The 19,753-nt window shown below is 43.8% G+C and carries 18 protein-coding genes and 1 pseudogene; 13 read left to right on the top strand and 6 right to left on the bottom strand.

Annotated elements, in window-relative coordinates:
• Positions 1 to 198 (top strand): annotated as a pseudogene (locus EQO05_RS14020) (TCP-1/cpn60 chaperonin family protein); the annotation flags it as partial.
• Positions 199 to 280: 82 nt separating this feature from the next.
• Here EQO05_RS14020 and EQO05_RS14015 read toward each other — a convergent pair.
• On the bottom strand, positions 281 to 493 hold the full coding sequence (locus EQO05_RS14015; RefSeq protein WP_128507539.1) for a hypothetical protein: 213 nt from the start codon (positions 491 to 493) through the stop codon (positions 281 to 283).
• Positions 494 to 752: 259 nt separating this feature from the next.
• On the opposite strand from EQO05_RS14015, the gene mtaA reads away from it, so the two are divergent.
• The 7 genes from mtaA to EQO05_RS13985 all read left to right on the top strand — a co-directional run bounded on the left by mtaA (position 753) and on the right by EQO05_RS13985 (position 7,601).
• The gene (gene mtaA / locus EQO05_RS14010; RefSeq protein ID WP_240664725.1) at positions 753 to 1,787 is read left to right on the top strand and encodes a methylcobamide:CoM methyltransferase MtaA; all 1,035 of its coding nucleotides are present in this window, start codon (positions 753 to 755) and stop codon (positions 1,785 to 1,787) included.
• Between the two features lie 474 nt (positions 1,788 to 2,261).
• On the top strand, positions 2,262 to 3,926 hold the full coding sequence (locus tag EQO05_RS14005; protein WP_128507537.1) for a methylamine methyltransferase corrinoid protein reductive activase: 1,665 nt from the start codon (positions 2,262 to 2,264) through the stop codon (positions 3,924 to 3,926).
• A 43-nt stretch (positions 3,927 to 3,969) separates the two neighbouring features.
• Complete coding sequence (locus EQO05_RS14000; RefSeq protein WP_128507535.1) at positions 3,970 to 4,353, top strand: DUF6951 family protein; 384 nt, start codon at positions 3,970 to 3,972, stop codon at positions 4,351 to 4,353.
• Between the two features lie 201 nt (positions 4,354 to 4,554).
• Complete coding sequence (locus tag EQO05_RS15680; RefSeq protein ID WP_164888573.1) at positions 4,555 to 4,716, top strand: hypothetical protein; 162 nt, start codon at positions 4,555 to 4,557, stop codon at positions 4,714 to 4,716.
• Between the two features lie 381 nt (positions 4,717 to 5,097).
• Positions 5,098 to 5,247, top strand: coding sequence for a hypothetical protein (locus EQO05_RS15675; RefSeq protein WP_164888572.1), 150 nt, complete (start codon positions 5,098 to 5,100; stop codon positions 5,245 to 5,247).
• Positions 5,248 to 5,676: 429 nt separating this feature from the next.
• Positions 5,677 to 6,156, top strand: a complete 480-nt coding sequence (locus tag EQO05_RS13990) for a MarR family winged helix-turn-helix transcriptional regulator (protein ID WP_128507531.1) — start codon at positions 5,677 to 5,679, stop codon at positions 6,154 to 6,156.
• Between the two features lie 38 nt (positions 6,157 to 6,194).
• Complete coding sequence (locus tag EQO05_RS13985) at positions 6,195 to 7,601, top strand: MATE family efflux transporter (protein WP_128507529.1); 1,407 nt, start codon at positions 6,195 to 6,197, stop codon at positions 7,599 to 7,601.
• A gap of 78 nt (positions 7,602 to 7,679) precedes the next feature.
• Here the strand turns inward: EQO05_RS13985 and EQO05_RS13980 are convergent, their stop codons facing one another.
• Together EQO05_RS13980 and EQO05_RS13975 are read right to left on the bottom strand one after the other, a co-directional pair.
• Positions 7,680 to 9,365: a VWA domain-containing protein gene (locus tag EQO05_RS13980; RefSeq protein WP_128507527.1), complete on the bottom strand. Its 1,686-nt coding sequence runs from the start codon at positions 9,363 to 9,365 to the stop codon at positions 7,680 to 7,682.
• Positions 9,366 to 9,476: 111 nt separating this feature from the next.
• Entirely contained in the window at positions 9,477 to 11,006 is a 1,530-nt protein-coding gene (locus tag EQO05_RS13975; RefSeq protein WP_128507525.1) for an AAA family ATPase, read from the bottom strand.
• A gap of 786 nt (positions 11,007 to 11,792) precedes the next feature.
• On the opposite strand from EQO05_RS13975, the gene EQO05_RS15670 reads away from it, so the two are divergent.
• The 5 genes from EQO05_RS15670 to EQO05_RS16160 all read left to right on the top strand — a co-directional run bounded on the left by EQO05_RS15670 (position 11,793) and on the right by EQO05_RS16160 (position 16,805).
• Positions 11,793 to 13,265 carry a hypothetical protein gene (locus EQO05_RS15670; protein ID WP_164888571.1) on the top strand — a complete coding sequence of 491 codons (1,473 nt, stop codon included), beginning with the start codon at positions 11,793 to 11,795 and terminating at the stop codon, positions 13,263 to 13,265.
• 296 nt (positions 13,266 to 13,561) lie between these two features.
• Positions 13,562 to 14,377: an ABC transporter ATP-binding protein gene (locus EQO05_RS13965; RefSeq protein WP_240664723.1), complete on the top strand. Its 816-nt coding sequence runs from the start codon at positions 13,562 to 13,564 to the stop codon at positions 14,375 to 14,377.
• Positions 14,378 to 14,411: 34 nt separating this feature from the next.
• Complete coding sequence (locus tag EQO05_RS13960) at positions 14,412 to 15,827, top strand: hypothetical protein (protein WP_128507523.1); 1,416 nt, start codon at positions 14,412 to 14,414, stop codon at positions 15,825 to 15,827.
• Positions 15,828 to 15,979: 152 nt separating this feature from the next.
• Positions 15,980 to 16,366 (top strand): potassium channel family protein, encoded by a 387-nt coding sequence (locus tag EQO05_RS13955; RefSeq protein WP_128507550.1) that lies wholly within the window; start codon positions 15,980 to 15,982, stop codon positions 16,364 to 16,366.
• 304 nt (positions 16,367 to 16,670) lie between these two features.
• Positions 16,671 to 16,805: a hypothetical protein gene (locus EQO05_RS16160; RefSeq protein ID WP_255420864.1), complete on the top strand. Its 135-nt coding sequence runs from the start codon at positions 16,671 to 16,673 to the stop codon at positions 16,803 to 16,805.
• Positions 16,806 to 17,014: 209 nt separating this feature from the next.
• Here the strand turns inward: EQO05_RS16160 and EQO05_RS13950 are convergent, their stop codons facing one another.
• From EQO05_RS13950 to EQO05_RS13940, 3 genes are all read right to left on the bottom strand, one after another.
• Entirely contained in the window at positions 17,015 to 17,866 is an 852-nt protein-coding gene (locus EQO05_RS13950; RefSeq protein ID WP_128507521.1) for a methanogenesis marker 8 protein, read from the bottom strand.
• A gap of 170 nt (positions 17,867 to 18,036) precedes the next feature.
• Entirely contained in the window at positions 18,037 to 18,885 is an 849-nt protein-coding gene (locus EQO05_RS13945) for a methanogenesis marker 8 protein (protein ID WP_128507519.1), read from the bottom strand.
• A 63-nt stretch (positions 18,886 to 18,948) separates the two neighbouring features.
• Positions 18,949 to 19,590 (bottom strand): hypothetical protein, encoded by a 642-nt coding sequence (locus tag EQO05_RS13940; protein ID WP_128507517.1) that lies wholly within the window; start codon positions 19,588 to 19,590, stop codon positions 18,949 to 18,951.
• Between the last annotated feature and the right edge of the window lie 163 nt (positions 19,591 to 19,753).

The raw sequence follows: 19,753 nt of genomic DNA, 5'->3' as shown, positions 1-19,753 counted from the left end.
AACTCAGTCGATGCCCTGGTGCAGATGAGAAATGCATATTCAAGAGGAATCGAAGCCAGGATATCCATCTCAGGAAAAGTTACCGAGAAAGGGCCGGAAGTATACGATTCGGCAGCAGTTAAAAAACTTGCAATAATCGCGGGCACGGAAACTGCAAGAAACGTGCTCAGGATAGATGAAATTATACCGAAAAAATGATTTCACGCTGATGGCAATGCATATCCCTCTCAAAAGCATTGTTATCTACCTCCAAAAAAACACGTAAAACCTGCAACACTTCTCAGAAAGGCACAGATTTGCCATTTTTATATGCCTCCTGAGAAGTAAAGTTCAAATCTGCAGAAAAAGACAGCTCAATATTTAGTCCCAGGTTTCCAGACTGGAGGAATATGAGCCAGAAAATAGGAGAACAGCGGTTTTCAGGCTTATTTGCCATTTTGAGGCTGAAAAAGCCGCAGGTATTGAAAACCTCCGTAACCTCGGTATACCTCATGACTGCCTACCTCTATGGTCGAAAATGAGGTATACTATAAACTTCCTGGAAAGTTTGACCGCAAAATTTTAAGAAAATTTATCAAAAATCCAGCATGCTCTGGCTTTTGATGATGAAAACTGTTCATTCAGTAGCAAATAATCCGTAGAAAATCATTTACTAAGGAGTTTTCAACTTTTAACTCTATAAATTATTATCAAATAATTAGAAAAACATAATATGTAATAAATAAGTTTTCCAATGTAGTAACAGGCTCTTGATGGCAGATTTTATGAAAGATTCCGACCTGAAAGATCGTTTCCTGAATGCCCTGAAAGGCAAAGCTGTGGATATGGTACCTGCACTTTCGGTAACTCAGACCGGCACTTTAGAGCTTATGGAAAAAAGTGGGGCAGCCTGGCCTGAAGCTAATTTTAATGCTGAGAAGATGGCAAATCTTGCCCTTGCAGCCCATAAATTTGCAGGGCTTGAAGCTATACGCTATCCTTTCTGTCTCACCGTGCTTTCGGAAGCTATGGGGTGCAGCATCAACCCGGGAAGGTATGATGTCCAGCCTTTTCCAGGGTCTCAGCCTTTTGCGGAAATGGCAGAGACTCTGGAGCTTCCTTCAGACCTCGCGGAAAGAGGGCGAATACCGGTCCTTGCTGATGTAACCTCTATTCTCAGAGAAAGGGCAGGAGAAGAAATCCCTCTTATAGCAGGAATTGAAGGACCTGCTTCTCTGGCTTCAAGGCTGCTTGGGACATATAACTTTCTTACCTGGGTACTGAGAAAACCCGAATTGCTCCGGCGATGTCTTGAGGTTACAGGGGCTGCCTGTTCGGAATATTCGGCTGTGCTGTCCGAAGCCGGAGCAGATGCGGTTTGCATAGTTGACGGGATAGCAGGACCTGACATGCTGGACCCGAAGCATCTGGCTTCCCTGATAAAACCCGAATATGAAAACTTCTGCAGGGCCGGAAAAGGAATGAAGCTTATACACATCTGTGGCAATTCCACATCGATCCTCAAAACCCTCTCTGAATGCGGATTTAACGGAATCAGCATAGAAGAAAAGGTAACTGATTTGCCTGCTGCAAAAAAGCTTGTCGGGAAAAAAGTAAGCCTTATAGGAAATCTTTCCTCATCAGGTGTTATGCTTACAGGAACCTGCGAGGAAGTAAAAAATAAGGCAAAGGAATGCCTGGAAGGGGGAATTGACATACTTGCTCCTGGCTGCGGGATTGCTCCAAAAACTCCCCTTTCAAACCTCAGAGCGCTTGTTGATGCCAGAGATGAGTTTTATAGTAACTGATTTTTTTAGCTGCCCTTAATGAGGATTCTAGTCTTTTTATTCCTGCCGATACTACAGGCTTTATCCTCTCTGTTATCACTTTTTATCCTTTCTGTTCTGTTTTCCCCTTCTCAACTTTGTTCTCTACAGGATCAATTCTTCACAGAATCCGTGATTATGAATTAATCTCTACAGAATCAATGCCCCTGAAAAATCAATTCTCCACAAAATCAATGCTCTATCGAAAATCAATACTCTTTCCAAAATCAATGCCCTTCCAAAAATCAACGCCCCATCGAAAATAAAAACCCTCCGCAATATACCCCAAATTATGTTATATATTTTTACGTCTAAATTAAATTATAAAAGGATTAATCGATGTGAAAACGCTGCGCAGCTCATTTCACTGATTGAAATCCTATCCGGTTCATAAAAATCTGATAGCGGATAGGCTCCAATAATTTTTGATTTTCAAACCTGTGTGGAGTGAGAATAATGTATGGGATCGCACTTGACCTTGGAACAAGCGGCTTTAGAGCGCAGCTTATAGACCTGAAGACAAGAAAAGTCATAAAAACTGCAATGACAATGAGACATCCTCTTCCTGGAGGCAATGTTATCGATCACCTGAACTTTGCCCTGGAAATAGGGGGAGATGTTGCAAATAATATCATACTGGATGCCGTGAGGAAGATAATCGAAACTCTTGACGTCGAACCCTCCTGTATCCGGAAAATCGTGGTTTGCGGAAACCCTATCCAGCTTTCTCTCTTCCAGAACTCGGAAATCCGGGACCTCGCCTTTGCCGGAAAAAACATGCAGCGAAGGCTTGGAGTAGAGAACGTGGACCGAAGTGCAAGGATCTTTCCGGCAAATGAACTCTTCAAAGGCGTTCTTGACCTTCCAAACTGTGAGATCACTGTGCCTCCTGCAATTGCCCACGAAATCGGAGCTGATGCCCTGGCAATGATGATAGAAACCAATTTCCTGAACCAGAAAGATGTTTCTATTGTTACGGACTACGGCACAAATGCGGAGATGGCAATAAAAGTAGGGGACAGGATTATTACAGGCAGTGCTGCTGCAGGACCCGCCATAGAGGGACAGGGAATAAGCTGCGGAATGATCGCAAGCCCGGGTGCTATTTCGGATGTAAACCCGGAAGGGGAATACTGGCGGCTTACTGTCCTGGATGAAAAGATGGAAGGGAAAAAAGGACATCTTGTAAACCCGGTCACCGGGGAAATCCTTGAGAAAGGTGAAATAAAAGCCGTGGGAATTACAGGCACAGGCGTAATTGCGGCTATTGCCATTGCCATGGAAACAGGTTTGATGGAGCAGCCGCCTAAACTGCCCAATGGAAAGCTTATCCTGGGAGATTTCATTGAGATCACCGGTGAAGATATCTCGGAAGCCGGAAAAGCGATAGGGGCAATTCGTGCAGCACAGCTAACTCTCCTGCTGGAGGCAGGGGTCTCTTTCGAGGAACTCGAAAACGTCTATATGTCTGGAGCATCTGGAACATACGTAGATTGCAGAAAAGCCAGGAGAATAGGCTCCTGCCCGGATTTCTCAAATAAAGTCGTTCAGTTTGGAAATACTTCCATAGCGCTTGCGAGGGAGCTTCTCCTGGATGAATCCCGGCTTGACGAAGTTATCGCTCTTGCCGGAAATATAAAGGCTGATCACCTTATGATGGCGACCAGCGAGACCTTCAAGAATATCTATACCTGCGAGCTTTCCTACTGGACCGAAGGCATGAGCATGAAACTGTACAAAAAGTTCATGAAAATGTATAAGTATCCGCCTTTCCCGGAGCCCATAGAAAATACCGTTATGGAAAAAAGGGCATCCAGGGATATAGAAGAAACAGGCAACGTTCCGGTAGAGATTGTAGAAGACGTAGGAATAACCCTTGAAGTCCCTGTTGAAGGCTGCCTTCACTGCAAACGCTGCAATGAAGAGTGCCCGGAGAATGCCCTTATGACCGTTGAGAAAGAAGGAAGACCCTTTGTAAGCTGCAGTACCCAGGACTGCCTCGGAACGAGCTGTAGGCGCTGTGTGCGGGCTTGCCCGGTAAATGCGATAGACTTCAAGGATATTGCAGCCCTGAGCATAAACGGATTTCAGAGAGACTGCGTAAAAGGCGGAATTTACTGATAAAAAACTTCTAGAACTATGTATTACCGGTGGGTCTTCAATAATGACAAAAATCAGCGTATCTTCCAGAATCTGTGGTTTAAGCCATACAGTAACGGGGAGGACTGAGGGAGATAGGATCTTCATAGAAATTGATAGTCCATGTGAAAAATTCAGAGAATTCACCTTTCTGGAGTTTCCTCTTCAGGAACTTCCAGATAATCAGAATAATATAACCCTGGAGATGGAAAGACAAATTAACTGTTCCTTTGAGTGCACCAAGGAATGTGCTCTTGACTGTACCAGAAAATGCCTGATTCCTGATGCAGTATTCAATGTATGCAGTATAGAAAATGAACTTTCAAAAAAAGAGCATGCAGAACCAAAGCTTCTAAAAGTATCCCTTCTTAAAAATACCAGGGTCCTTCTAAATGAGAGCGCAAATTAAAGGCTTATATTGCTTATTCCAGATAGTGGATCTATTATCAGGGCTCTTAAACAGAAGTACACCCTCCAGATTCAATTTTTAAGAAATATTAAGAGCTTTTAAGCAGACCGCTAAGGACTGGAAAAACAGTAATCACGGTAATTAGCAGCAATTACCTCTGGCTTTGAGCATTAAAAGCAAAGACTAAGATGAAGAAATAAAATGAGTGAAACGAATTTCTCCTCATACATTCCAAACATGAACCTCCAGGAAATCCTTGAGGCGAGGAAGAAAAAAAAGCTTTGCCAGGTCCGGCATCACATAAAAGCCTTGCTGAGAGCCGGTGACACCGAATTAAAACACGCCGTAAAGCTGAATGTGTAGTTTGTATCGGGATTGGCAAATCCCGATCTTCTGGTAAAGATGAATACTATTGCCGTTTTACCCCAGGACTGCAATTGAGTTGAACCATAACGCTGGTCTGAGGATAAAAACCCATGTTTTACCAGGCAGAAGTACCGGGATGGCTGTCGGGCGGCGCGGAGCTGAATCGAATGCTATATCAACCGCGCGTTTAGGCTATCTCGCAGTCCCCATCAACGGTAAATACAGGGAATATTGCAAATGAAAACGTTTTCTCGGCTTTTAGGAGCGGCTCTTATTGCTATTACCACTACTGATTTTGTATGGTTTAGCCTGACTTACTGAGCATACCTTACGACTAAATCCGTAATCTCAATCTCTGTGCTGGCTGGCGTTTATCCAGTGGCAACAGCGCTTTCCGTCAACTGGTTTGGCTGCTCCATAGCCGCGAAGAGCCCGCCATATTCCATCGGAGCAAATTCCTTAACCGCAGCAAAGAATCTTCTGCAAATTCCCCTGGCGGGGGGAGACGCCCTTCAGGAAATAGAGTAATCTCCTCTTTTGCGATTTGCATATTTTTTAGTTTCCAATGTAACTAAAATATATCTTTAGAATCTATGAATTTAAATCCGCTCCAGACCTTATATCTTTAAATAACCAGAATTTGCAGGTTTTTTGATCCCATAAGATTGAAACTAATCTGGTCTATGAATCTGGTTTATGAGTTTTTATAAAACGTGGGCGCTTTAAGGATTCCCGCAGGACAACGCACTAATAAGATTCGGTGTGAAATCGGATTAGTTTTCATATGCTTATTTTCATAAGGTAGCTGGTTATCTGACATCGAATTTAGTTTCATTCGCAACTATTATATACCTCTCACTCTTATCAGAAGCCAGATTAATTTCAGACTTAACGATCTCATAAATTTTCTTTATTTAAAAATAAGCCTATCCGGTTCATTAATGTGAAGGATAAATTATGGAAAAACCAGAAGAAATAGGCCCAAGGGAAATTTTAGGTCCGATTGCCCACATCTACCGGAGCCACCTGGCTTACATGGCAAAGGAACTCGAAGCTTACGGGGTCGGAAGCGGACAGTTCGAGTTTTTACTGGTTTTATATCACAGAGACGGGGTCTCCCAGGAAACGCTTGCAAAAAGCCTGAAAGTGAGCAAAGCGACAAGTACCAGAGCAATCCAGAGCCTGGAAAAAGAAGGTTACGTATACAGGCAAAGGGATGAGAGTGATCTTCGAGCTTACAGGGTCTACCTTACCGGGAAAGGAAACGAGATGAGAGACTCCATCCTTGAAAAATTGATTTCTTTTATGGATATACTCTTCTCGGATTTTACACAGGAAGAAATAGAAATTTTAAGGCTGCTCATTCATAAAGCTGCAATCAAACTTTTTGAGCCCTGTATCGAGCTCCCACCTGACAGGCCAGGTGCAATGGAGTAAAAACGAATAATATAGAGTAAAACTGCAGAGAAGAAAAAATGCATGAAAAAAGTGATTTTCTTGGTAAGGAGAGCATAACGAAGCTTCTGTTTAAGCTTTCAGCTCCTATTGTTATTGGAATGCTGGTACAGGCTCTTTATAATGTTATAGATACCCTGTTTGTGGGAATGGCATATGGTGCAGATAGTGTTCAGGCAATAGGCGGGCTCTCGATAGCTTTTCCAATTCAGATGATGATCATAGCTTTCGGAATCGTACTCGGCACAGGGGGCTCTTCTATAATTTCACGTGCCCTTGGAGCACGAGAGAATGAAAAAGCCGAAAAAGTACTTGGAAATGTTTTTTCCCTGAGTTTAATCTTAAGCGTTCTTATAGCCGTTCCCTGTCTTTATTATCTTGACCTGATTTTGAAGGTTTTCGGAGCAACTGCAGGCGTCCTGCCCTATGCCAGAGATTATCTTAATATTATAATCGCAGGAGGGACTACTTTTGTCTTTGGAGTGGCTGTCCAGCATATTGTCCGGTCTGAAGGAAACGCCCGTCTTGCGATGAATGCCATGCTGGTAGGAGGCGGTCTTAATATTTTCCTTGACCCGCTTTTTATGTTTGGCTTCGGAATGGGTGTGAAGGGTGCTGCAATTGCAACTGTACTGTCCCAGGCTGTTGCCTCGGTCTGGCTCCTGCTATACTACCTGAGAGGAAAAGGAGCTGTACATCTCAGGTCGGAAACCCTGAAACCCGATCTGAACGTTATTAAGGAAATCGGGTCTATCGGTATCGGGTCTTTTGTAATGCAGTGCTCGAACAGTGTCATGATGATTTTCGTTTATAATGCACTTGCAACTTATGGGGGAGACGCCGCAATTGCCGTGTTTGGTGTAATAATGAGGATTAACTCCTTCATTTTCATGTCCCTTCTGGGCATGGCCTTTGGTCTGCAACCGATTGTAGGGTATAACTACGGAGCAAAGAAGTATGGAAGGATAGCCGAAGCCGTAAAATTATCGCTTGCAGTGACAACAACTATCGGGTTTCTTGGTCTGCTTATCATTCTCTTCTTCAGGGAACAACTTCTGGAACTGTTCAGTTCAGACCCGCAATATCTGGAGCTTGGGAAAAATGCTATAATTATCATGCTTCTGGGGATGCCCCTGGTGGGCCTGAATGTGATCACAACAACCCTATTCCAGGCCCTGGGAAAAGCCAGACCTGCTTTCCTTCTCTCCGTTAGCCGGCAGCTTCTCTTTCTTATCCCTGCTGTTATTTTCCTTCCCCGTTTTTACAAACTGGATGGAGTCTGGGCGGCTTTTCCGGTTGCGGATTTACTGGCTTTTATGCTTTCCGGATTCCTGCTTTTCAGGATATACAGAATCTTCAAAGAACGCAAAGATTCTTTAAAAGCAGGTACAGGCTCAGAGATTGCCGATAAAATGTCTCCGATCTGATTTTAATAAAATAGGCTTCAGATAATTATAAGCACTCTGCGGGAGTAGACCCGGAAAAGAAAGGGAATTAACCCTTTCTCAATTTTCTGGTTCAATGGAAGCTATGGTTTTCTGTTCCGTATACTCGATCAACCTTACAGATCCTTCGCCGCCTTCGGAATCGGGCTCCATTTCCACAAAGTAAGTGTAATCCGAGATCGCCAAAAGCCCGCCTGCTCCTCTGCTGCCCACAATAAGCGAATAGACCTTTGCGTTGTACTTCTTCTTTGCCTCTTCCCAGCGAGCCAGTACAAGCTCGTCGGAAACTTCGGATTTGCCGTCGGTTATGAAGAGCAGGTCTGCACCCTGAAAGTCCTTTTCTTTCAGGGATTTTAGGCCTGAAGCCAGGGCGGTATTGAAGTCCGTTCCCCCTCCGAAGGTATAGAGCAGGAAATTCAGGAATTTCTCGGACATTTTTTTCCTGCTGCTGAGTTCGATTTCAAGGTGCTGGCTTGTCGAGGCAAAAAGAATAACCTTCATGTCCCGCTGCTGGGAGAGCATCCGTTTTGCCATTGCCAGTACCGCAGCCTTGGCAAGGGTTTGTGGAGCGCCGTGCATGGACCCGGAAGTATCCACAAGCACAATCATCGGACCTCTGGGCTTTATGCGGGGAGGACCTGTGAAATGCTTTCCAAGTAACTGGTAACTCAGGAGCTTTCCTTCAAGCATATCGGCATAGAATTTTTTCTTCAGGGACGGGTTCAGGAGTTTTGCGGCTTCCATAGGCAGAAGGTTATTGATGGAATCGGAAAAACGTACGGTCTGGATCCGGTTTTTCCCAAATGGCGAGAGACGTATGCGGTCCGAAGGCGGATCGAATTCCCGCCTGCCTATGAAATCCACAATTTTCCTCAGGTCCGGGCTTTTCTCAAAAAAGGCCGAATAATTTTTAAGCATCTTAAGCTGCACATAGAAAGGCTCTTTTTTAAGCTCTTTTACGGAATAGCTCCAGTTCCGCTGGGGAAAAAGCAGGGCAAGGGTATCGAAAAGCTCCAGGTTTTCTTCCATTTCCGAAACGAATTCGCTCATTTTCCCGTACAGCCCCTCCATTGCTCTTTCCAGGAAGTTCTGGTAGCCATCCGTCTGCATGAAAGCAAGCACAGCGTCGGAGAGGGCAAGTCCTCCGGAATTTCTTTTCTCGCAGTCATCCCTGCCTGAAAACTCTGCAGTTATGCCATTTTCCCAAACCAGGAGAGTTCCTTTCAGGATTTCTTTAAATTGCTTGAGGATCTCCTCCATTCCGACGCCCAGTTCCTTAAGATATTCTGCACCCGAAGCGCTGGTTGAGGAATCTGAAAAGCGTTCCAGTATCTCATAGACCAGGGTAAGGAGGATTTTCAGGCCTGCAATTCCAGCTCCCCTGCTCCTTTTTGCAATTTTCCGAAGTTTGGGCCAGGGTTTTGAGTTTCTCAGGGTGAGGAGAATCGGATAAAAAGCTCCGTAGACCCGGATGAATTTTTCAGGATCTTTTATTTCGTAAGGCTGCCCAAAGAGGATTTCTAGGGTGAGGATTTCAGCTATTTTTTCCCGCAGGGGACGGGGAATCGTCCGGGGAAAAGCTACCGTGCTCCTGAGGTCCCTTTCCAGTACGGTAGCAGTCTGATTCTGAAGAGTAAGCAGGTCCCGCAATCCCTTATTTTCCGAGTTCCGGTTTACTGAAAAAAAAGAATAAGTTTTAGATGAGGCTGTATCCGGATTATTCGGGAAATCCTCAGAGCTTTCCATATTAAAACCTCATCTTTAATTGACTGGTTTAAAATTATCCGGTTTGAAATTACGTGTCATGAAAACCATCCGCCTTGAAATCGCTCAGTTGAGCTACCTGGCGCAGGCTCTTTATCTTAGCTTAAATCGGGAGCCAATCCCCTTCATGAAATTATTGACAGTGCTGCTCGAATCCGGTACGGGAATTTTTTCCACTTCTCTTTTGTCAGTTTCTTTTTTCTCAATTCCCTTTTTCTCTGTCTCTTTTCTTCCGGCTTCATTTACAGGCCTGGTTTCAGGCTGTGCCTGCCTGTTCTGCAATCCGAGCATTGACCGGCTTTTTGCTATAAGGTCGTTGAGCCCGGATAACTCGGTACTTCGCGTGTCGTGCAGGAGGAGAGCTTCGTTTCGGTCAAGGGTGGAAAGCCAGATGTTCGCCTCCATCAGGTTCCGGAGAAGTTCCCTTTCTTCTTCAAACCTGTATTTTACGCGTTCTACCCTTTCGGCAAGGGCTTTCAATTCTTTCTCAAAAATTTCCCTCTGCATCTGGGGCAGTGTGTTCGTTTTTCCAGCCGTTTCATGAAGCAAATCGACTTCCCTGACAAGATTGTCATAGGGATAGATCCTTGAAGAGCCTTCCGTTTTCAGAGTATAGCTGTGGTTCGGATGGGAAGTATGGTGAGTTTCGATTTCCTGTCTCAGCCGGAATTCTGCTCCGCAGCTGTCGCAGACAATCTTTACTGGAAGCTCGTTTTTCAGGGCAATGCTTAACGCAGCCTGGAGATCTTCGGCTTCCTGGCGCAGTTTTTCCGTATTGATTCCGCCCGAGACTGCGAACTCAAAAACCGTTTTCCGAATGGTTTCCCGCTCTTCCGGCTGATTCCAGAGCATGTGCTGAAGCAGGAGCACCATTGTCCTGTCTACTGCAGGGCACCCGCTGCTGCAGGCTGCAACCCTGAGCACCTGAACGACTTTTTTCCAGCGCCGGTCCGAGATTTCGATCTCCTGGAGCTGAAGGCTTTTTCGAAGTTCGGTTATAATTATCTCAACATCAGGGTCAACAGGAAGCTTCGTGGCGTTTTCTCGAAGCCCGTATATTGCGGAAACCCTGAGGCTTGCGGTAGGCACGAACTCTTCAGAGCTTCTGAATAGAAGGTCCCGGAAGTTCTCCTCGTCCTGAATATAGGCCAGCCTGTACCTGAATAAAAATCGGTCATAAAGGGCTTCAAGACTCTCGTCTTCATCAGGGAATTCATTGGATGCCCCGAAAACCGAGAGCAGGGGTACGTCAACAAGTTCCCTGCCGTTATGGTATTTATGTTCGTTCAGGATGGTCAGGAGGCTGTTCAGGATCGCGCTGCTCGCTTTAAATATCTCGTCCAGTAAAGCGACATGGGCAGTCGGAAGGCAGCCGTCGATTTTCCGTCGGAACTCGTCTTCTTCCAGGGCTTTCAGGGAGAGCGGGCCAAAGATTTCCTCAGGAGTGGAAAAGCTTGTCAGGAGATAATTGAAAAAGCTCCCGCCTTCGATCGACTGGCAGATATTTTTCGCAAGCTGCGTTTTTGCCGTTCCCGGGGGCCCGAGGAAGAGGAGGTTTTCCCCGGACAGCACGGCAAGGAGAGAGCCATTAATCTCGGCTTCCCGCTCTTTAAAATATTCCATGAATGCGGATTTGATCTCAAGAAGCTTTTCTTTCAGGGGCAGACCTCCGGTAGCAGTAATGGGAAAATAGAGGTTTTGTTTGTATCTCTCGAAAGGTTCAGGCTGATTCTATTTTGATTCTATTTTAAATCTTCCAATCAGGTCGCTGCTGAAAGATAAAAACGAATTCTCCATCTTCAGGCTCGTTATTTAATGCCCCCGAAATCGTTCTCGGTAGAATTGCCTTTAAGGTCTCTTTTTAGTCCAGGATGAAAAGTGATCTCAGGTCTGGAAATTCTCAATTCACGAAGCTTTGACGCCTCAATTCACGAAGCTAAAATAAAGCTTCGCATCTATTGTAAGGAAGTTTAATTCAACAGAAATATAGCCGGAAGATTACATACGTAAAGACAAAATAAGTCAGCAGGTCGGAAGATTTAATTTTCACGAATTATACTTCTCGCTTATGACCTGAAAATAAGCATATGGGGTGGAACAATAGACGAGCCCGTTTTTTACTACTGTGCCCAGAATTTTATTGATAGGATAGGGTGCATATCAGAAATCGAATGTTCCGGCATAAGGTCTGAAAGTGAGGAGGAAAAAAGGAACCGGGTCAAGGCATCCTTGCGTGCGGGCAGCTTTCCTGGCAGCGGCCCGTTATCTCTATTTTCTATCGAACGGGATAATTCGAACGTAAATGAAATTAATATTTTGAGAAGGCACTGGGAAAGCTGCAGAAAAGATTTTCCTGTGGCGGGAGTGGTCTATTCAAATGGAAGGCCGCTTGTTTTTTGTGCGAAAATAATGGATTTCATGAATGAAGAAGAATTTAGATTATTATACGGAAATATTCATGATTCTTTCCTGTACTTTACGGATAAGTATTCTTTATCATTGCTGCAGGCGGGGCAATGCGTATTGACTTTATGTTTCGGATTCAGGGACCCCGAAAGTATTGAAGTTGCAAAAAAGTTCATCGAAAACGACGGACACGACATGCATTTACTTCGGCGGGCTTTTGTTGAGACCTGGCTTATAAATTTAAATACTCTGGAGCTGGTTCAAGGAACCGGTCTTCTCCGGAAGGCAGGTCAAACAGTATCGGAAACGGCTGACGAGGTCTTGAAGAAGAATAAAATTTTATCTTCAAACGGGGCTAACTTATCCCCGGATGCATTAACCAGACCTTTTTCATTCATTCAGCATATCAAAAGTTTCAACACCGAAATCGAGAACGGCACGTCAACGCTACCGGAGGAATGGTTAGAAAGGTTCAGACCCGAGTGCGTAAACCTGAAGATACGTGCATGTAAAAAGCAGATTCAAAGAATTGAAGCCAGAATAGAGGAATATGAAAGACAAATCGGAGAAGAACTTCTCTCTAAATATAAAGAGGGCTTTTCTTTTAATGATCTGGATAGGGATCTGAAAATTGCTCTGGACAGGCAGGATACGCTTGACGGAATTGAAGAAAATATAGATTCAATTCGAAAATTAAGGTTCAGATGGAAAGAATCTCAAAAAATAGTAAGGGAAATACAGGAATCATCTGGAAAGCTGGGTGAACAATACAGAGGCTCATGTTATCAACTCACTAAAACGTTGTTCGAACAGGAAACAGAAACTATCAGAGCTGATCCCCATCTGGGAAGAGTATTTGCTAAAGTGTTTATAACTCAGGCTGAGATTAGTAAAAGAAATGAGGAGATCTCCAGACTGCACAGTGAAAAAGCCGGATTTTTTCATAAAATGAAAGCCGAAACCAGAGTAATGTACCTGAAAGGGGTTAATCAGGTAAGTGACTGGAAGAAAGATAACAGGTGGGTTGAGATCGGAGAGGAGGTTGTAAACTCTCCTTCGGCTGCGAGAAGCCTGAGTTCGGTAAAACCGATTTTTAAAGTTATCGAGGATTTGAAGGCTGATAAAGAAATCCTGGATATCAGGAATTCCCGGGAAATGGAACTTCAGATCTGGATTAAGGAAAAAATAAAAAGTATCGCGGACAGCAATGAGTATGCTTATCCGTGGCTGGAACTGGAAGAAAAATTGATCAGGAGAGCCGGGGTAATCAGGCAGGAATGCTCGGCACTATTTCTGTCTCTTGGTAAAACTTTTCCAATGACCCTGCAGGAAACCCCTCTAATGACCTCGCGGGAAGTCCCCGGATTTAAATTACAAGGCTTATGTGCCGAGATAAAATTCAGTGAATCCCAGATTTTAGAATTCAAAAAAGAAGTAGAAAAACTGCGGACAGAGTTACTGAAAATTATTCCATGAGGCTATTTGTCTGGATTTTCATGCATTTGAAGCCTGAATGTCAACAGGGGCACATCCCTGGCATTCTGAAGGAAATCAGGAGATTATCACTTTTCTCTTATTCTTCTTATGAAGCATTCTTCTTATGAAGCCAGCCTGAAATAATCCACTTTTATATATTTTAAGGAATTGACTTAAACATTAAATGTATTGTGTGAATGAAATGCATAAGTAATTTATGCAAGTAAAACATAATAAAAATATTTATAGATTCCGGAATTTGCTATCATTTGTATAAAGTTTGGACCCCGGATTCAATGCCGGCTATTGAACGTATAGATAATGCTGGTTCAGGAATTACCGGCTTTTACAGGAGCCTTGATATGATTGAAGTAAAGAATCTTTCTAAATTTTACGGGAGTACAAAAGCCGTGGATAGTGTTTCCCTTTCTGTAGAAAGAGGTGAACTTTTCGGGCTTCTGGGCCCGAACGGCTCAGGAAAAACTACCATGATAAAAATGCTTACAGGTCAAATAAAACCGACTTCTGGCTCCCTCAAAGTGCATGGAGTGGACGTGCTTGAAGATCCCATAAGGGTCCGGGAACTTGTGGGTGTTATTCCTGAGCAGGAAACTCCACCCAGTTTTTTGACGGCTGAAGAATACCTGCATTTCGTCGCAAAGGTCAGAAAAATGGAGCACTACGAGGCAATTTGTGAGCGATGGTTTGAATTTTTCGATTTCAAGGACCAGAAAAATTCGCTATGCAAAGACCTTTCAAGAGGCACACGGCAGAAATTGATGTTTGCGCAGGCTTTCCTGCATGAGCCTGAGCTTGCCATTATAGATGAACCCCTTATCAATCTCGACCCTGTAATGCAGAGGAAGGTAAAGGATTTTCTTGCAGGTTATGTGAAAAACGGAGGAACGATTTTCATTTCAACACACATTCTTGAGATTGCAAAACAGATCTGTACCAGTATCGGGATAATCTACAGGGGAAAACTGGTCTATACAGGTCGTATGGACAATCCTCTTCTCCAGGATGGAAATCTTGAGGAATTCTTCCTGGAATTGGTAAGCCGGCCGGGAAATTCCGATACCTGTGTAAGCATATCTGCACAGTACGCGTAACAATGAAAATAAGAACAAAACTCGCAGGGATTTTATGTTTGACATATTCAAAAGCATGCTTAAAGAAGAATGGCGGATGCATTCGAATCTTTTCGGGAATAATGGGTTTTCCCTGTTTCCGGTTTTTATCTTCCTGTTCGCTTTTCTCGTAAGCCTGGTCCTGCCGATTTTCAGGGAAATCTTTACTTATGCCCAGATAGCGCTCGGGATGCACTACCTTTTTTTACTTCTTGGAGGCATGATAGGAGCCTTCGGGCTTATGGGCAGGGAGTTTATGAACCGGCGTTTCGGGCAGGCAAGCCTGATCGCATATTCTTCGAGGACGCTTCCTGTCTCCGAGAGATTGATCTTTGCAAACTTCCTTGTAAAAGATATAGTATATTATTTTGTCCTTTATGTGCTGCCCTTCATTGCAGGTTTCTCGCTTGCAGCAGCCCTTATCCAGGCAGAAAACTTTCATTTTCCTGTTACCCTTCTTATTCTCCTGCTGACTCTCTCGCTTTCATTTATGATCGGACTTTCCCTGGTGTTTTTCCTGTCTACTATATATGCGCATTCCGGAAAGCTTCTGACTTCGGGTTTGCTGGCCAGTTTTATTCTCCTGCTCTTTGTTTCCGGAAATCCGGGCTCAGGCAGCTTTTATAGCCTGCCAAGCCTTTCTTTTTTCCTGCTTCCCTCAAAAAACCAGTTTTTGCTCTCTTCCGTACTTATTATTGTCCCATCGGTTTTATCCCTGGTTTTCCTGAAGGTAGACTTTCCCCAGGCGAAAAAGAGCTTTCCAAACTCATTTTCCAGGCTGTGCGAGAGATTTGGATCGTACAGGTACGCAGCCTTTGTTGCAAAAGATCTCCTTGACCTGAAAAGAAGTGAGGGAGGGTTCGGAAAGTTAATTTTCTCCTTCCTGCTTCCTGCAGCTCTCATCTGGATGCTTCTTTCGGCCCTGGAAGCGGTTCTCCCGGTTCTGAATACTCTAATCCTGTTTTCCCTTATTTTGGGAGTACTTTCCTCTTCAATGTATAACTGGCTTACCGAGTACGATATCTTTGCCTCGTATGCTTTCTTTCCGCTGAAGCCTTCAGATATGATAAGGAGCAAGCTCAACAGTTACCTTTTCCTTAATCTCGTTCCGCTTATACTTCTTGTGCTGCTTATTTTCAGAATAGACCCTGCAGTTCTGCTACCAGCCCTGCTGCTCTTCATCCCGATTTCCCTTTATATGGTTTCAATACTTGTCTATCTTACAGGGCTTTCCCCTTCCATAAACCTCTACAACGGCAGAACTTTTGCACTTTACACATTTTCTGTGATGCCGCTCCTGCTTGTGAACGTTATTCTGTCGATGTTTAGTCCCTTTTATGCGTTTATAAATCTCCTGCTGCTGCCCCTTGCCTTCTACCTGCTCGGGCAGGGCTTCAGGAAATGGGACCGGATTGAGAGCCCGCGTTTTTAGCATTTCCAGCAATCTGCCTGGATTTCCCGGTTAAGCCTTCAGTTTATACCTTTCACAGTCTGGTATGCAGCCTGCATAGATTTCTTTTTAAACTTTGATGGAAAATATATATGGGGGAATAGCTAACGATTCCTTTTCTTGTCGCGGTTTTGATGTTTCTGAGGACACTGAATACACTGCTTAAAGACCTGAAGTTCAGGTCCCTCCTGTACTTAGCCGTGATAACGCTTTCCGGAGGCACAATTTTTTATCATGCAGTCGAAGGCTGGGGATGGCTAGACTCTTTCTATTTTTCAGTTGTTACTCTGGCAACTGTGGGTTATGGGGATTTTACCCCTAAAACCGATCTTGGAAAAATTTTTACGGTATTTTATCTTTTTACAGGTATTGGAATCCTCCTCGGCTTTGTCAATCCGATTGGAGAATACCTCATAGATAGAAGATTCGAAAAAGTAGAAAAAAAGAAAAAGGAGGTTAAAACGTCAGAAAATAGATTCGATTTTTTCGAATTTTTAGGAAAACATAGGGGTGAAAAGTAAAGTTTATTGCTGCAAAAATCTGTGCTGAGAAGTTTAATCCGGTTTATCTCTTTTAAACAACTCGTTTTTGACACGTTTTAATTGAGAGTTATTTTTATTTTTATTTTTTATTTTATTTTTATTTTTATTTTTATTTTTATTTTTATTTTTATTTTTATTTTTCTTGAGAGCTCTTTTGAATTGATAAGTCGATTCTTCTACAGGTGTATTTGATAAACGATTATTTGAGCTGGAAACTAATATATAACTTAGAGACAGTATACTCAACTACTTATAGAAAATATCGATACAGAGGTGTTTCTATATGGCAAAGAAGTCTTCAACAGCCGACAGTCCGAAAGTCGGGGCTGCCTGTGGAAAGCCGCAGGCAAAAACTCCAGTCGAGACGCCGGCAAAGAAGGATGTAAAATCATCCAAATCAGGAAAAAAAGGAAAGTAATCAAAGTAAGTTAGTTCTTCAGGCGGTAGTCTTCATCTGGATCGAAACCCGGAAAATATTGGAGCACAACGGGAAAATACATGGAGCACAACCGAAAATATGGAGCACAATAAGTAAAGTAGATAAGCTACTGCCTGAACTACTTCCTTTAAACTCTTTTAAAATTCTTTTGAAACACTTTAATCTCTTCTAAACCTATTTTTAAACTTTCACACCAGATTTTTAGGCTGTTTATGTGCAGGCAGCACAGGCAGCTCCATACTATTGATGAGGATCGGGCTCTGAATATCCTTTGCTCTTTCAATCACAAGCTCCTTTCCTTTCTGGGTAAGGGCAAAAAGCGGGATCGCAGCCGCGACCTGCACAAGGGGCTTTGCAAGTTCCCGGATAGATTTTGAAGCACAGCTGATTACAATATCCGAGTTTTCCAGAATGCCCTTCGCTTCTTCCCTGGTTACGCCCGTAACATGTACGGCAATTATTATAAGGTCAAGCCCGAGTTCGGCTTCGAGTTTTCTAAGGGTTTCCGCAGTTTCCGGATCAGCTGCGGTTACGGCAATCCTTCGGTAGCCAAGTTCGGCAGCTTTCCTTGCTCCGCCTACAGGGTCGATGGCGGCGGTTGAAGGTTCGAGTATGGTTCCGCCAAGTTTCCGGATCCCATGGATTATGCCGTCTATGGGCTCGGTTTCGATAAGACCGGACATCCTGCCCCCTATGCCCTGAACAAGTGCAGGGTTGCTGGCAATAACCGTGCCTGCACCGTCACAGGCAGTTACGGTCGTCTCAAGGAAACCACGCCTGAGTCCGGACATCATAATTTCCGAAGCGCCGAAAGCCACATAGGTATCAAGCTCAAGAAGCTTGCGCCCGGGCGTGAACATCCCGACGTCGCAGATTCTGGATTCGATATTCTTTTTAACCTCTTCCTGAGTTATATCCTGGACTCCTCTCAACTTGGAAAAAAGAGGGCACCACTCGATTTCCGGTTCCCCCACTTCCACAACCCTGCCGTCTTTTACGACGACTCTGGCTTTTCCCAGCAGTTCCATTATATGAGGCATATAAACGCACACCTGCTATTTATTTAAAGAAAACGTGTTTTATTAAAGAAAAATCTATTTTACAAAATAATTCTCTTCTTATTAAAACAAGACTTAAAATCAGGAAAAGTGGAGTTAAGATAAAAATTAATAAAAAAAAGGAATAACGGCTTTGAGAAGCCGCTTTTACTTTACTTCAGTTCTCTTGGCTGCTTATTTTCAGGCAGCACCGGCAGGGGCATGGTATTGATCAGAAGCGGGCTTTTGATATCCTTTGCCCTTTCGACCACAAGTTCCTTTCCTTTCTGGGTAAGGGCGAAGAGAGGAACGGCAGTCCCTACCTGGGCGAGGGGCTTTGCAATGTCCCGCACGGATTTTGAGGCGCAGCTGGTTGTGATATCCGCGTTTTCAACAAGGATCCGGGCTTCTCCTTCGTTTAAACCTGTCGTATGCACGCCAATTATTATAAGGTCAAGCCCGAGTTCGGATTCAAGTTCCCTTAATTCTTTTGCAGTTTCCGCGAAAGCCACGGTTACTGCAATTTTTTTGTATCCGAGTTCGGCTGCCTTCTTCACGCCTGCAACCGGGTCCATTTTTGCAGTCGAGGGGTCAAGCACGATCCCGCCGCGCTCCTGAATCCCGTTGATGATCCCGTCAATAGGCTCGGTTTCGACAAGCCCGGACATCCTGCCTCCCATGCCCTGGACAAGGATAGGGTTATTGGAAATAACGGTACCTGCGCCTTCGCAGGCAGTTACGGTTGTATCAAGCAGACCCCGGCTCAGCCCTGTCATCATGACTTCCGAGGCTCCGAACCCTACAAAGTCCTCAAGCTCCAGCCTGCGTTTGTCCGTAAACATCCCGAAATCGTTTATCCTGAATTCCATATTCTTCCTGACTTCTTCAGGGGTTATCTTCTGGATTCCGCGTATCTTCGCAAAGAGAGGGCACCAATCCACTTCAGGCTGTCCGACTTCGATAACCTTCCCATCTTTTACGACTACTCTTGTTTTTCCAAGCAATTCTATTATATGAGGCATGGTTACACCTTTTTACTGGTAAAATAACATTGTTAAGAAACTAAGATCCGATGAAAATAGCAGTTAAGGTTTGTGGCTATTTATATAATAGCTTTTGGATTTGGGGTTTTTGATTCTTTTCGTAGTTTTACACGGAAACTGAGATAACTCTTCAGCCCTGTTTTCAGTAACAAACTTTACGAGAGTCTCGGAAAAATCCGGCAGAATAGAGGGGCTGTAGCTTTTCAGGACTTCCTGTTTTAGCTCTTCTTGCCTCTTCCAGTCCATATAATCCATGATTTTTATCAATTCTTCGCCTTTTAGACCTTCCAGATTAAGGATAAGGTTATTACCACCGAAAACAAGCTGTTTGACAACATCAATGTCGATATTTACGTTCACAATTAGCTCTATTTGTCTAGCAAGGTCTGAATTCTCTCTCAGTAACTTCAGAATTTCCTGCTGAAGTTCTTCCTTTGCTTTTGGGTCATCGGAGTTTCCGGAGACTTTCGTAAGGGCTTTTTCAAGGGATGCACTCATTTTAAGGCTTATCTTGTCCAGCAAAGCTCTTGCTCTTTTCACACCTTTGGAACCGAGTTTCTCAATACCTTTTTCTAAAAGCATATCTTTGCTTTTATCTACTACAGCTTTGCCTCCCGCATAGATAAATGGCAGAGCTGGAGTGAGAATATCTGTTGCTTGCTGGGCTAGAAAGGCTGGATCCATGAAACTCCTCCGAATTCTTTTTGACATTGGAGGCATTACAAAATAAATCTTACTGTTTTGAGCGAATAAGAAGAAGAAATTTCAGATTTTAGCTTTTTCCAGACCTCTATTTGACAAAATTTACAAGCTTCGTCCCTCCTTCAAACTTTACATAAAGGCCGCT

The sequence above is a fragment of the Methanosarcina sp. MSH10X1 genome, from assembly GCF_004099695.1.
Classification (GTDB): domain Archaea; phylum Halobacteriota; class Methanosarcinia; order Methanosarcinales; family Methanosarcinaceae; genus Methanosarcina.
Note: the sequence above shows the minus strand (reverse complement) of the source record. Positions and strands in the feature narration are given on the sequence as shown.